General features: G+C 45.6%; 11 protein-coding genes and 1 pseudogene. 2 read left to right on the forward strand and 10 right to left on the reverse strand.

Annotated features, from left to right (window positions below):
* Positions 1–67 precede the first annotated feature (67 nt).
* Positions 68–520, forward strand: a complete 453-nt coding sequence (def, locus tag DA718_RS26710) for a peptide deformylase (protein ID WP_016154430.1) — start codon at positions 68–70, stop codon at positions 518–520.
* Here def and DA718_RS26715 read toward each other — a convergent pair.
* From DA718_RS26715 to DA718_RS26750, 8 genes and pseudogenes are all read right to left on the reverse strand, one after another.
* A pseudogene (locus DA718_RS26715) lies at positions 509–1243 on the reverse strand (IS5 family transposase). The gene def and the pseudogene DA718_RS26715 sit on opposite strands and share 12 nt — an antisense overlap.
* Before the next feature lie 322 nt (positions 1244–1565).
* The gene (locus DA718_RS26720; RefSeq protein ID WP_023302365.1) at positions 1566–5006 is read right to left on the reverse strand and encodes a molybdopterin-dependent oxidoreductase; all 3441 of its coding nucleotides are present in this window, start codon (positions 5004–5006) and stop codon (positions 1566–1568) included.
* Between the two features lie 149 nt (positions 5007–5155).
* A complete protein-coding gene (gene cueR, locus DA718_RS26725) occupies positions 5156–5590 on the reverse strand; it encodes a Cu(I)-responsive transcriptional regulator (protein ID WP_023336667.1) in 435 nt (144 codons plus the stop codon).
* A 265-nt stretch (positions 5591–5855) separates the two neighbouring features.
* Positions 5856–6836 (reverse strand): IS5-like element ISKpn26 family transposase, encoded by a 981-nt coding sequence (locus tag DA718_RS26730; RefSeq protein ID WP_016947617.1) that lies wholly within the window; start codon positions 6834–6836, stop codon positions 5856–5858.
* A 173-nt stretch (positions 6837–7009) separates the two neighbouring features.
* Positions 7010–7957: a UDP-3-O-acyl-N-acetylglucosamine deacetylase gene (lpxC, locus tag DA718_RS26735; protein ID WP_023302364.1), complete on the reverse strand. Its 948-nt coding sequence runs from the start codon at positions 7955–7957 to the stop codon at positions 7010–7012.
* 312 nt (positions 7958–8269) lie between these two features.
* Entirely contained in the window at positions 8270–8539 is a 270-nt protein-coding gene (locus tag DA718_RS26740; RefSeq protein WP_223175622.1) for a hypothetical protein, read from the reverse strand.
* Positions 8523–8927 carry a helix-turn-helix domain-containing protein gene (locus DA718_RS26745; RefSeq protein WP_071532327.1) on the reverse strand — a complete coding sequence of 135 codons (405 nt, stop codon included), beginning with the start codon at positions 8925–8927 and terminating at the stop codon, positions 8523–8525. Before DA718_RS26745 ends, DA718_RS26740 begins: the two co-directional genes overlap by 17 nt.
* Positions 8928–9019: 92 nt before the next feature.
* Positions 9020–11515 carry a heavy metal translocating P-type ATPase gene (locus tag DA718_RS26750; RefSeq protein ID WP_016154432.1) on the reverse strand — a complete coding sequence of 832 codons (2496 nt, stop codon included), beginning with the start codon at positions 11513–11515 and terminating at the stop codon, positions 9020–9022.
* Between the two features lie 81 nt (positions 11516–11596).
* Between DA718_RS26750 and DA718_RS26755 the strand changes: the two genes are divergently transcribed.
* Positions 11597–12049 carry a Cd(II)/Pb(II)-responsive transcriptional regulator gene (locus DA718_RS26755; protein ID WP_009654812.1) on the forward strand — a complete coding sequence of 151 codons (453 nt, stop codon included), beginning with the start codon at positions 11597–11599 and terminating at the stop codon, positions 12047–12049.
* Between the two features lie 89 nt (positions 12050–12138).
* On the opposite strand, the gene cueR (DA718_RS26760) is transcribed toward DA718_RS26755, so the two are convergent.
* A complete protein-coding gene (cueR, locus tag DA718_RS26760; RefSeq protein WP_016154433.1) occupies positions 12139–12603 on the reverse strand; it encodes a Cu(I)-responsive transcriptional regulator in 465 nt (154 codons plus the stop codon).
* A gap of 13 nt (positions 12604–12616) precedes the next feature.
* Positions 12617–15112, reverse strand: a complete 2496-nt coding sequence (locus tag DA718_RS26765; RefSeq protein ID WP_009654818.1) for a heavy metal translocating P-type ATPase — start codon at positions 15110–15112, stop codon at positions 12617–12619.
* Positions 15113–15202: the final 90 nt, after the last annotated feature.

Consider the following 15202-nt stretch of genomic DNA (forward strand, 5'->3'; position numbering starts at 1 on the left):
GTTCTCCACTCAGGTCCGACTTAAAACATATCGTTTTTACTGCCATTTAAATAAAGAGTAGCCTTGCATGTCATTATTATCAGTTTTAAAGTATCCGGATCCCAAATTGAAGATCATTGCAATGCCCGTCGAACATATTTCACCGATAACCCGGCAATTTATTAAGGATATGATTACCACTATGTACGGTACATCCAGTGTAGGTTTAACAGCAACCCAGGTTGGTGTTCACCAAAGGATTGCTGTAATTGATGTCCCTGAATCGCTGGTGCAACCAATAGTATTAATTAATCCGGTAATTGCTGAGAGTAAGGAAGAAAAAAATATCACTGAGGAAAAATGTCTTTCTATACCAGGAACCAGTCGTTTTGTATACCGTGCAGAGAAAATAAATGTCACCGCTCTTGATGCTTTTGGGAATACAATAAATTTTAGTGCAAGTGGTACTCTCTCGATCTGTATACAGCATATGATAGACCATATGAACGGGATTCTATTAACTAAGAGCCTATCTCAATAGGACTTTATTCCAGACGATAAGACCACAGGCAAAATGCAACATAGCCTCGTAATTTTCGGCCTTCTTTTTCCATCGGGTCAGAACCCGGCGAAAGCGATTCATCCAGCTATGAGTCCTCTCAACGCCCCAGAGAGGGGCTTTGAAGTCCCTGTTTTTACTGGCGTCAGACTCCTCTTTACGGGACTGAATATGTGGCTCGTAACGGCGACTCTGCAGATACGTTTTCAGCCATCCAGCTTCGTAACCTTTGTCCAGACAGAGCCTGAGTTTCCCCCCGGATGCCCCGCCTGAAGGGCATCGAGCGTATCCGCAACCAATTTGATGTCGTGCGTGTTCGCTGCTGCGACGACCAGCGACAGAGGAAGCCCCCTGGCGTCCGTCAGCAGGCTGCGCTTTACACCTTGTTTCCCTTTGTCCTTAGGATTGCGACCTGTTTTTTGTTCCTGACAGCGGCGATTTGGTCATACAACCGTCCATCGACAACCAGGACCAGTCAATGCTGTCCAGATGCTCGCAGGCAAGCAAACCGTTCTGCCAGAAGCGCTCAAAAATGCCTGAATCGTGCCACTCCTTAAAGCGCCGGTGTGCAGAACTCGATGAACATATCCCGGTGGCGTTCAGACAACCAGTCCTGAGGAAGAAGAATATGGCATCCATGGCAGCGCGGTTATCAACGCGTTTCCTGTATGTATCGAGTGGATGGCTGGTTTTGTGCTCAGGGATACCCGGTCATTTTTTTAGGCTCGATGCAGAAAAACAATGAAGTTTCAATTTTATCATTGCAAGCCTTTCATTCACTAAAACTCCTCGGCCAATCCGAAACTGGTGACTGTAGTAATTTCTTACAGGCTAAGACTTGCAGTAACTTGAAGGTAAGGGGGAGGATGATAAAAATTCATGAAGATCGCACTGAAATAATTCATTAAATCGGTTATTGAGTTGGATTGGCGCAAAATAATTAAAAATGTCTTTAAAACATAGCGTTATCCATTGAATAACATCAGACCACTAAAATGGCCTGATGTAAAGGATGCTAATACCTATCTCAGGCATCAATAGTGATATCACCGGCAGGAATGCACTGGCATGTCAAACATGCACCCTCATCAGAGGGTTCCACACCATTCAGATGCTGCACGTTCCCGGCAATCACCTTAGTTGAACAGCTTTCACATTGTCCAACACGACAACCACTAGGCATTTTAATCCCAAGTTTTTCTCCAAAATTCAGCAGAGTACCTTTATCCGTGGTCCAGATCTCTTCTCTTCCTGATTTTGCAAAAATTACTTTATGACGTAATGAGGGATCATTATTTATTTTTGTCGGAGAACGAAATATCTCGTAGAAAATAGCAAATGCAGGTACACCTCTCTCCTGAAGCCCTCGGGATATCGCATCCATCATAGGCTGCGGACCACACATGTAATAACGAGCATTATTCTCAATAAGATATGCCTCGACATCTCCCGCACCAACATAACCAGCTCTATCATAATCCAATCCTGGAATATCACAGTCGAGGGGCTGGTTGTAGATATTAATTACTTTAAGCCTGTCAATAGACGCATTTAGCTCCGCAATTCTTTTCTTAAACGCATGTAGCCTACTATTTTGATTAGCATAGAAAAGCCAGATTTCCGGACCTTCCGCTTGGGGGTTAATAGACTCCAGATAGGAAATGAATGGAGTAATTCCAATACCGCCAGCAAATATTACGACAGGCTGGACGGCATTGAGCGGGACAATGAAATTCCCCCCAGGAGGCGTAAGTTCAACATCCTTGCCTATCTGCAAATGCGTGTTTATGTAGGATGACATTATTCCTTCTACATATTCACCTTTCTCATCAGTCGCTTTCTGATGACGGACAGAAATGGAATAGGTTTTACGGTCATGAACAAACGCAGGGCCTGTCAGCGAATACGCCCGGGTAACGATCTCTTCAGAATCGCTCATCGGACAACAGCTAACAGTGATATGCTGGCCCGGTTCATAATCAGGTAAGTAGCCTTCACTATTCGATTGGAAGGTAACTGTCGTAACATTATCTGCTTCTTTTTTCAGTTCAATGACTTTGAATGTTTTACGACCTTCCCAGGGGCGTCTTATCAGCTCAAAATCATTCAAGCGGCGAATGCGGCAGCGGAATGAACGCAAAGGTAAAGCACCGCTGACTGGATCATAGCTATCACCGCTGATTAAGCTATTGTAATTGCTACTGTACTCACCTTTAACCGGGTATGAAGGTTTGCCAAAATCAGGACAAGCCTGCCACCACCCAAACTCAGCAATTACAGTTTCATGAGAGAGTTTGGCTTCCACTTTTGCTCTAAATCGAGCAAGACCTGCTCTCGTTTCAATTTCTACCCAATCCCCCGTCTTGATACCTTCTTCGTCAGCCAGAGCTGCCGAAATGTCTACCGTTGGATAAGGTGCTTTTTTTCGTAGGCTAGTCAGGCTTCGATGTTGGCTATGACAGAAGAATCCGCTTTTAACGGATGTCAGCATTAGTGGATAATCAGGATCGTTGCGCTGGTATTCTTGCGGCTGTACATACTCAGGTAAAGGATTGTAACCATAGCGATGAAGGATCTCAGAGTAAAACTCTGCACGTTTTGTTTCTGTATTGAAACCTGCCAGATATCCACTATTTGGGTCTCTGAAAGCATATTTTCTGACTTTATGCTCAAGCGGGATATCGTAACCTTCTGGCTTATTTCTGAGCATCTCAACAGTCAAACCTAATGGTTCTAGTTGATAATTCCAGGCTGCCTCAATATTGCCGTCGAAGAACGCTTCATTCATTCCTAACCGGCATGCAAGATCGAAAACAATCTCAAGGTCGGAACGGCTTTCACCGCGCGGAGAGACCATTTTTTTTCTCAACTGAATGTGGTCCTGAGCAGCAGCACTACTTTCAAACCCGGTTCTTAGGCCTTCGCGCTCCCAGGCAGTGTTTACTGGCAGAAGGATATCAGCATACTTTGATGTAGGCGTTTCAAACAAATCTACATGGGCATAAAACTCAAGTGCCTCAAGCGCCTGTTGTCCGAGAGAAGTATCACTTTGTGAAAGTAATATGTTGGCACCAAAGCCAATTAACCCGCGAATTTTATAGGGTGTACCTTCTAATACTGAATGCCAGATATCCTGAGAATGAACCCAACCTTGTGAAGGCGGCCCGATAGGCCTTTCTTCAAGACCTAATGCTTTATCCCATTGTGATTTTGGCATCAGTGTCGGTGAATTAACCACATTCACCGGGTGGCTGGCATAGATTCGATTACATCCTTCCTGATCGAAACAACCGGTTAAAGCATACAGTGTCGCAATCGCACGTTCTGTTTGGGTGGCATTAGTGTGTTGTGCCACTCCAGACCAACTGTGGTAGGCGATTTTCTTGGCCCCGGCAATCAAACTCGCAGCGGCTTCAATTGATGCAACAGATACCCCGGTGATACGGCTTACGTTTTCTGGGTCATAATTAGCCAACATATCTTTAAAAGATGAAAACGCCGTTTGGCAGGAAATTTTTGCACCATCAGCTATTGCAACTTCAACATTACCCTCAAGTGCAGCTGTAGGCGTCAGCGTTTCTTCAGTTCGAGTCTCGGAATCGATAAATGTGACTTGCTGGTTGTGTTCGTCCCAAACTGTATAGCGATTACTGATGGCAAGTGGGTTAATATCTTTTTCCCGAAGAAAATAACCATTATCATTTCGAACCAACAAAGGACCATTAGTCCAGTTTCGAACAAACTCATGATTAAACAGGTTTCTTTCTACCAGGAGATGGCTTAACCCCAAAGCTAATGCACCGTCAGTTCCAGGATTGACATCAAGCCAGGCATTTGCTTCTTTCGCTAAAGGTGTCGGGCGAGGATCCACGACGATCAGTTTTGCACCGTTATTTCGACCAGTACCAATCGCACTAGCCTGGGCAAGCCAAGTATTCGCGGGGTTATGCCCCCAAAGAAGGATAAGATCGGCATGGGAATAGTCAGCAACAGGGATGCCGCAGCCAAAGGTCCATCGATGTGCAACGTCTTTATGCCAGTTACATATTTCAGTTCCATAGCTGGTGTTTGGGCTGCCATAGATACGAACAAATCGCTCTAACCATTCAATTGCATCGCTGAGGGGGGTACCGCTTGGGCTCGTAAAACCGAAAGCGACAGATTCAGCTCCGTTCTCTCGTTTAAATTTTTCCAGTTGTCCGGCTATCGTTGACATAGCCTCTTCCCAACTTATACGTTTCCAGCCCGGGTTCTCGGCACCTTTAGGATGGGTTCTCTTCATCGGGTACAGAATTCTATTTGCGCTGTCCACCAGCTCAGGTGCCGCTTTGCCCTTCATACACATGGCCTTACCATTAGGATGTTCAGGGTTGGCCCGTACCTTGATCAGGTGGTCATTTGCTACTTCATTCAACGTCCCGCAACGCGAACGGCAAAGTGTGCAATATCCGGGAATAATATCTGACATTGTAAACCTCACTACTAAAAACAGTTAATATATTTTAAAAACCACATTGCTTTCTTTTCACCCAAGAATTACTAACCCAATTAATGTTAATATCATCTTGTTTTGTGGGCGTAATTTCAGTTGAAATTACTGTCATATATGGGTAGCGGCTAAGTAATTTCAGGGCCAGAATCTGATTCCTGCAAACCGTTAACATCTGCAAGATACAGTGCACGCAAAATAGGGCATTCAGGCTTATCATCCCCTGCACAGCAATCAGAAAGCGTTGTAAGTATTGATGCCATACGCTGAAATTCTTGAATTTTTACAGTCAACTCGCGGATGTGTGACTCGACTAATTTTTTCACATCAGCGCTTTGGCGCGAATGGTTACCCCAAAGACAGAGAAGTTCTCCTGTTTGCGCCAGAGAGAAACCTAACTCCCGACATCGACGTATAAAATGCAATTTGTACACATCAATATCGCTGTACATCCGATACCCGGCTGCAGTTCTTGCAACTTCCGGTATTAATCCCGCCTCTTCGTAATAGCGGATCATTTTGGCGGAAACTCCGGATAACCGGGCAGCATCACCAATGTTCATCCTTACCTCCCAAAATGTATTCTGTTAATATCAGATCCAGTTTCAAATGACGTCGTTTCTGACACTCTTACCTTGCATACGTAGTGATACGGTTACCGTTTGGCTCATCAAGACTTAGGGAAGGTGCGAATAAGCAGGTCATTTCTTCCCAAGCTGACTCGCTGATTAAAATTTCGCGGATCTGGGCCGATTTTTTTCCCGCAAACACATCGAATCAGCCTATTTAGGCTATTTTTTCCACCATTTCTGGCGTTATTTCCGGTTTTTACTGAGATCTCTCCCACTGACGTATCATTTGGTCCACCCGAAACAGGTTGGCCAGGGTGAATAACATCGCCAGTTGGTTATCGTTTTTCAGCAGCCCCTTGTATCTGGCTTTCACGAAGCCGAACTGCCGCTTGATGATGCGAAACGGGTGCTCCACCCTGGCACGGATGCTGGCTTTCATGTATTCGATGTTGATGGCCGTTTTGTTCTTGCGCGGATGCTGCTTCAAGGTTTTTACCCTGCCGGGACGCTCGGCGATCAGCCAGTCCACATCCACCTCGGCCAGCTCCTCGCGCTGTGGCGCTCCTTGGTAGCCGGCATCGGCTGAGACAAATTGCTCCTCTCCATGAAGCAGATTACCCAGCTGATTGAGGTCATGCTCGTTGGCCGCGGTGGTGACCAGGCTGTGGGTCAGGCCACTCTTGGCATCGACACCAATGTGGGCCTTCATGCCAAAGTGCCACTGATTGCCTTTCTTGGTCTGATGCATCTCCGGATCGCGTTGCTGCTCATTGTTCTTGGTAGAGCTGGGTGCCTCAATGATGGTGGCATCCACCAAAGTGCCTTGGGTCATCATGACGCCTGCTTCGGCCAGCCAGCGATTGATGGTCTTGAACAATTGACGGGCCAGTTGATGCTGCTCGAGCAGGTGGCGGAAATTCATGATGGTGGTGCGATCCGGCAGGGCGCTATCCAGGGATAATCGGGCAAACAGGCGCATGGAGGCGATTTCGTACAGGGCATCTTCCATGGCACCGTCGCTCAGGTTGTACCAATGCTGCATGCAGTGAATACGCAGCATGGTCTCCAGCGGATAGGGCCGTCGGCCATTGCCCGCCTTGGGATAAAACGGCTCGATGACAGCGGTCATATTCTGCCATGGCAGAATCTGCTCCATGCGGGAGAGGAAAATCTCTTTTCGGGTCTGACGGCGCTTAGTGCTGAATTCACTATCGGCGAAGGTGAGTTGATGGCTCATGATGTCCCTCTGGGATGCGCTCCGGATGAATATGATGATCTCATATCAGGAACTTGTTCGCACCTTCCCTAGTCGATATCCAGCCTAGACCTTCCCGTGGTGGTAAGGTCAAGAAAAAAATCATCAAGATAAGCTGTGTAAAAAACCAGATGTGACGAACATACTCATATCCCTTATGACCACATACTTAATGACTCAAAACACTCTTCTTTGGGTTTAGAAAGGATGGTTTCTCTAGTGGCATCATTTTTATATTCACCAACACTCACTAATTCCCATGATTCGACATCATTCAACAGTGCAAGCATCAACTTATTATTTAATGCATGCCCTGACTTATAAGCATGGTAGGCGCCAATAATATTATGGCCTGATACAAAGAGGTCTCCAATCGCATCCAGTGTTTTATGTCGCACAAGTTCGTTATTAAATCGCAGACCTTCCGGATTCAGAACGCTATATTCATCAAGCCCTATCGCATTGTTCAAACTTGCCCCTAACCCAAGACCTTTTTGTTGTAGAAGTTCTACATCACGAACAAATCCGAAAGTTCTGGCATCAGCAATCTCGCTAATATAGTTTTCTTTCGACACTTCAATATTTAATCTATTAGTCTCAGCAGAAATCAAGGGATGCTTAAAATCAATCATAAAATCGATCGAGAACTTTGAGTCTGGATGCAAAAGAGCCCATTTGTCGCCATCTTTTACGGAAACCGTTTTTTTTATCAGAAGATATTTTTTTAGCGCACACTGCTCTATCAAACCAGCGTGCATTATTGAGTCTATGAATCCTCTGGCACTCCCATCGAGAATGGGAAGTTCTGGAGCATCGAGCTCCACCAAGAGGTTATCAAGCCCCATGCTAGACACCGCAGAAAGGAAATGCTCGATTGTTGAAACTCGAACTCCCTGAGGGTTGATAATGCTTGTTGCCAGCATAGTGTCATGAATCTGATCGGCACGGAGCTGAATATCAACAACAGGAGTTACATCTGTTCTACGGAACCGTATGCCACTATCGGCACCAGCAGGCATGATTTTCATGTTAACGGTTTTACCGCTATGCAAGCCAATACCGTTTAATTCAACAATATTCTTGATAGTTTTTTGCTTGATCATGGAGACCTCTGTTTGCTCTAGCGACTAGGCAGAACGTCCGCAACAAGGTTCCATTGATGATTCCCCCTATTGCTCTGTTCATCGTCCTCGCTACTCTCGACTTGGTTCCATTAAAAACCATGAAGTTGATATAGGGTCAAGATTTTATACGATATACACATCAAGCATCTTGCATGAGTCGCACTGACTGACCCGGGTTAGTTACCATCATATTCTTTATGGTTGAGACCATACGGAAATCAGTGAATTAAAAATATTTATTCATCCAAAACACAAATGGTTTTAAGAAAGCCTAATGCCCTTCTTGTAAAATTATTCAAGATAGTCAAGTATGTTTTTTATATTGTCAATTAAGGCGACATGCAGGTCAGGGTCATCACATTCATCTGAATGGCAATAGGAAATATGTTGAAGTATAATTCTTTTTTTGAATTCACTAACTGTACACTCCAACTCATACACCGACCGTACGATATCAATACAAGGTTCATCATCGATTAAAAAATCCTGCATTTTATTATACTTATCAGTCAGATCTTCTATCATAGAAATTAATACGGGGTCATTAACTAACATTGGCATATCTCTCCTCATAATCTGAAAGTAAAGATGGACACAGCGCTGATAAATTCCAATTCCCTTGCTTGCGGTACCGACCGGGAGGAAGATGAAACTTGTTTTTAAAAGCTCTCGTGAAAGTTTGTTGCGAATTAAAACCATACTGAAGTGCAATGTCTAGGACTGTTCTGGAAGTCAATTTCAGATCAATCGCAGCACATGATAATCGACGAGCACGAACATATTCACCCAGCGCAACACCGGTCGTCTGTTTAAACAAACGTTGAAAATGCCATCGTGAATACCCAGACTTCTCAGCAATAAATTCTACTGGCAAGGTTGTATTCAATGAACTTTCAACCCACTGCAAAATATCTTTGACAACACTTTCAGAATATTTCCTGGTGTCCATTCTCTCCCCCCAAACCATATTCTATGAATATATTCAAACCAGAATACGGTCTCTGAGTCTGTCATCCATGAAGAACTCAGGGACCCAACTCTTTATTTTCGTAATAACCTCAGGCCATTTGCCACAACCAGAAGACTGGCACCAACATCAGCAAATACAGCCATCCACATAGTTCCCATTCCCATGAGCGTGAGTACAAGGAATACGGCTTTAATACCTAGAGCGAGGCTGATATTTTGCACGAGTAAGCTGTACGTTTGTCGGGATAATTTTACAAAGGCTGGGATTTTACGCAGGTCATCATCCATTAAGGCTACATCTGCAGTTTCAATCGCCGTATCAGTACCCATTGCGCCCATAGCAAAACCGATATCAGCTGCAGCCAGAGCCGGTGCATCATTGATACCATCACCAACCATCCCAGTGATTCCAATCCGTGAATGCTCTTCAACTGCACGATGTTTATCTTCTGGCAATTGATTCCCTCGAGCCTCATCGATTCCAACCTGAGATGCGATTGCTTTAGCTGTATGTGGGTTATCACCAGTCAGCATAATAGTTTTAACGCCAAGTTCATGAAGTTGTTCAATCGCTTCACGGCTGCTGTTTTTAACAGTATCAGCAACAGCGAACAACCCAAGCACTTGCTTACCATCATTGAGTAAAATAACTGTTTTACCCTGGCTTTCCAGCCTTTGTACTGTTGCTTTAATCTCTGATGGACAATTAAAGTGTTCTTCAGTCAAACGCAGGTTACCAAGGTAAAAATCCTTACCTGTAATCGCGCCATGCACACCTCGCCCAACAATCGCTTCAAAGCTGTCAACATCCTGCTTTTTCAAATCAGCAGAAGCATTCACAATTGCCAGTGAAACAGGGTGATCAGAGTAACTAGCGAGACTAGCTGCAGTAGTACGAACTTCACGCTCGCTCCACCCATTGAATACCATTACGTCGGTTTGTACTGGTTTCCCATAGGTAATAGTTCCTGTTTTATCCAGCGCAAGGGCTTTTAGCTTACGTCCCTGCTCAAGATAAACACCGCCTTTAATGAGAATCCCTTTGCGAGCAGCTGCAGTAAGTCCACTAACAATCGTTACTGGCGTAGAAATAACCAGGGCACATGGACACGCAATGACAAGCATAACTAAAGCTTTATAGATCCACTCCTGCCATGTTCCTGCCCCAAACAATGGTGGCAATACAGCAACCGCAACAGCAATACCCATAACGACGGGGGTATAAATCTGGGAAAAGCGGTCAACAAAACGTTGTGTAGCTGCTTTGGCGCCTTGCGCCTGCTCAACGGCATGAATGATGCGAGCAAGGGTTGTATTATTTGCAGCTGCAGTGACTTTATATTCAAAAGAGCCTGACTGATTTATTGTTCCAGCAAATACAGCATCGCCCGCAATTTTATCGACAGGCATACTTTCACCTGTAATTGGAGCTTGGTTAATGGTGGTTTGGCCTTTGACGATTTCTCCGTCGAGACCAATTCGTTCACCTGGTTTTACCCTGACAATACTGCCCGGTTGTACGCTACTGGCGTCAACTTCCTGCCATGTTCCATCAGCTTGTTGGACCATTGCAGTTTCAGGAGTCAGGTTCATCAGGGAACCTATTGCATTTCTGGCTCTATCAAGTGATTTGGCTTCTATCAGCTCGGCAATGGTGAATAACACCATAACCATCGCCGCTTCTGGCCACTGCCCAAGGACCAAAGCCCCAGTAACGGCAATACTCATTAGTGCATTGATATTCAAGTTGCCATTGCGAATCGAAATCCAACCTTTTTTGTAGGTTGTCAGACCACAAGAAAGCACTGCTATCAAAGCCAACCCAGCTTCTAGCCAGTCAGGCATATCAGCCCAGTGCATCACTTCGGCTGCAAGAGCAGCTACGCCAGCAAGAGCTAATGGCCACCAGGGCTTTTTTTTCTCCTGGGTATTTTTCTTGCCGCTAGTATTATCAGAGACTTCTGGCGCGAATCCCAACGAGCGAATTGCAGCCATGATAGCTTCAAGCGAATCCGGTGTATGGGTTACAGTCAAAACACGCTGCATCAGGTTGAAATCAAGCTCTTTAACAGCGCTCATTCCACCCAGTTTCTTTTTGATAAGATTTTCTTCAACAGGACAATCCATCTGCATAATGCGAATTTCTGTCCGTAATCCACCAGCCACAACCTGCGAGCCCCCTAGGCTACTCAATTGTTCTGGAGCAGCGGAGCAACAATCCCCCTCATGGCCGTGATCGTGGCCTTCATGAGAATGCTCTTGCGCGGCATGAGCATGGTTACATCCCTTATGATTATGCTCATCATGCGAATGCCCTTCGCCGCCATGGCTATGGGCATCATGATTATGGCCTTCATGGTTATGGCCTTCATGGTTATGACCTTCATGGGAATGATCATCACTGCATTTCTTGTGATTATGAGCCTGCTGATCATGTGCATGATCATTTGCTTTATGTGATTCACCAGTATTCTTAACCCGGAGTCCTGTCCCTAAATTGAACGTTTCACAGCAACTAGCCGCTTCGTCTCCTGCAGGGTTTTTGCTATTTTTTACACCACCACTCATTTTCATTGCCTCATCTGTTAACTATACTGACGATTAAAGACCCTAATCTAACTAGAGGGTCAAGCGCATAAGGGGGGAGGCATGAAAATTGGTGAATTGGCCCGTAAGGCGGATTGTCCGGTGGAAACTATTCGGTACTATGAGAAAGAAGGATTACTTCAGGCTCCATTAAGAGATATTGAAAATAACTATCGCCGTTACAACAATACTCATCTGGAAAAGTTATTATTTATCCGACGCTGCCGCTCTCTTGATATGACCCATGAGGAAATACGTGCATTGCTACTGGCAATGAATAATCACGGTAAAGACTGTGGCCCCATTGATGCAATAATCAGTGCCCATCTCACTCATGTTCAGCATCGTATTAAAGAATTAATAGCCCTGGAAATACAACTCAAAGAACTTAATAACTATTGCAGCTCAGACCGGAGCGTGGACGAATGCGGGATAGTACAGAAATTGACTGCTGATGAAGAGAATGGTGATCTTCCTTTAACCGTACCAACTGACCACTTGGGGGGTGTGCATTAGTGGTGTGCGCTTATAAGTTGATTAGACTGATGGCGTAACACAAGCCCATACAGCTTTGTGCTACGCCATCATGCCCTTAAAATAAGGGGTCAGGCTTTTTCCATTTCGTTACCACGAGAACGACGTTGCACTGCCCCTTCTCTCTTACCGGGATGGCTTTTAGCATCAGCGGTCATTAATGTCTGGAGTATTGGGCATTCAACTCGCTCATCCCCAGCACAGCTTTTGATCAGAGCTCTGAGTGTATCTGCCATTCGTCGCATATTTTCCATACGTCGCTCTAAATCATCCATATGCTCTTGTGCCAGACGTTTAACATCGGCGCTCTGGCGAGATTTGTCATTCCATAACTTGAGCAAATCGGCTATCTCTTCAAGAGAAAAACCAAGATCGCGCGCACTGCGGATAAAAATCAGACGATGGACATCATTGGGTGCATAATCACGGTAGCCCGCTTCGGTACGGCCAGTAGCAGGAATCAGACCAATTTGCTCGTAATAGCGAATCATCTTTGCGGAGATTCCTGATTCGTTCGATGCTTTACCAATGTTCATAGCTCCCCTTTTCTTAGTGCTCAGAGTCTTCTGCCAGCGGAGGCTGGAACCGACGCAAACGAAGTGCGTTGCCCAGGACAAATACACTGGATAGCGCCATCGCGCCTGCAGCAAAGATTGGTGAAAGCAGCAATCCATAGGCAGGGTACAGCAGGCCTGCTGCTACAGGGATCAATGCGGCATTATAACCAAACGCCCAAAAAAGATTTTGCCTGATGTTACCTATGGTTGCCTTAGACAATCCAATAGCATTAGGCACACCCTGTAGGTTGCCGGACATTAAGACAACATCAGCAGATTCCACCGCTATATCGGTACCTGTACCAATTGCAAGCCCAATATCTGCCACGGCTAAAGCTGGGGCATCATTAATGCCATCACCAACATAAGCGACCTTACCGTAAGACTCCTTCAACCGACGAACTGCTTCAACTTTCCCTTCTGGCAACACTTCGGCAACCACTTCATCAATACCAAGCTGTCTCGCAATCGCATTTGCTGTATTGGCATTGTCACCGGTAATCATTGCGACTTTGAGCCCCAGTTGGTGCAATGCATTTATGGCAATCGGCGTACTTGATTTAATAGGGTCAGCGACTGCGATAATGGCAGCCAGACGTCCATCAATAGCAACATAGAGTGGCGATTTTCCTTCGTTTCCAAGGCGTATCGCAGTCTTTGAAAAATACTCGATATCCAAGCCTAACTCACGCATAAATCGATCGGCCCCGACCTCTACGCGCTCTCCGTCTACGGTAGCCCTGACGCCCATCCCAGTAATTGAATCAAACTCAGTCAACGCTGGCAGCGATATCTCTTTTCCTAGAGCAGCTTCAACGATAGCGCGGGCAATAGGATGTTCCGAACGTGATTCAACAGCGGCAACTTTTGCTAATACTAAGTCAAGCTCAAACCCTTCGGCCAACTCCAGGTCTGTCATTACTGGGCGCCCTTCAGTCAAAGTACCTGTTTTGTCTACAGCGACAACCCTGGCATCTTTAAGCAACTGCAGAGCTTCTCCCTTACGGAACAAGATCCCCATTTCTGCACCACGCCCAGTACCTACCATGATAGAGGTTGGGGTAGCCAATCCCATTGCACATGGGCAGGCAATGATCAATACAGCCACGGCATTAACCAGTGCGAAAGACAGGGCCGGTGATGGCCCAAATGTTAACCAGGCAAGGAAAGTTAACAACGCTGCCAGCATCACCACAGGAACAAACCATAATGTCACCTTATCGACCACGGCTTGTATAGGTAGTTTAGAGCCCTGGGCTTGCTCTACCATTCTGATTATTTGTGACAACATCGTCTGGCCACCAACGGCTGTTGCACGCAACCTCAATGCTCCTTTCTGGTTAACAGTCCCGCCAACCATTAAGCTTCCGGGAACTTTCTCGACGGGGATAGGCTCCCCCGTTATCATCGATTCATCGACAAAACTTGTTCCTTCACTCACCTCACCATCAACAGGTATCCGCTCACCTGGTCGAACTTCGATAATGTCATCAAGGGCTACATCACTAATGGGAATATCGATGACAATGCCGTTACGCAGCACATGCGCCTCTTTGGCCTGCAATCCAACCAAACGCTTGATAGCCTCAGACGTTCGACCTTTAGCTCGCGCCTCCATAAATCGTCCTAAAAGAATAAGAGCGACGATTACCGCAGCAGCTTCGTAATACACATTGACGGTACCTTGAGGCAAAAGACCTGGAGCAAAGGTCGCAATCATTGAATAACCGAATGCAGCGAGAGTCCCGACGGAGACGAGAGAGTTCATGTCTGGGCCAAGTCTTAATAACGCGGGAATACCTTTCAGGTAAAAGCGCCGCCCCGGAATAGCCAACACCAGCAATGTTAATACAAACTGGAGATACCAGCTTTCCTGGAGCCCAATGGTATCCATTATCCATTGATGCATTCCCGGTATCACATGCGACCCCATTTCCAGAATAAATACTGGTAACGCAAGTACGGTCGCCAGAACTAAATCTTTCTTCAACGCAACCTTTTCAGCATCTTTTTTTTCTGCGGCACTATCATTATTCTGGCTTTGGTTATCAACCAGGCTGGCTTCATAACCGATTTTTTCGATAGCAGTTATGAGGTCATCAACTCCTGCGGTTCCACGTACAGTAGCTCTTTCAGTCGCTAAATTAACAGTGGCTTCTTTTACACCTTTAACCGCTCGGAGCGATTTTTCGACACGCCCTACGCATGATGCACATGTCATGCCCTGAACTGATAACTCTACAGAAGCTTGAGGAACCTCATAACCAACCTTTTCAACTGCTTCAACCAACGCCATACGATTAACGAATGCATTTAGGCGGATATCTGCACGCTCTGTTGCAAGGTTAACGCTTACGTTTTGTACGCCTTCAACCTTAGCCAGAGCGGCTTCAACTCGTCCAACGCAGCTTGCACAAGTCATTCCCTCAATGGGCAAGCTGACTTGAGTTTCACCATCATTAGAATGCTGTTTTTTTTGAATGCTCATGATGTATTTCTCATCGTTATGGTCAGATAAAGAACAACCTTAAGGCTTACCATCGTGGGAAGGTCAAGCGCATTATTTTGAACATGCCGA

Source organism: Klebsiella huaxiensis, from assembly GCF_003261575.2.
Lineage (GTDB): Bacteria > Pseudomonadota > Gammaproteobacteria > Enterobacterales > Enterobacteriaceae > Klebsiella > Klebsiella huaxiensis.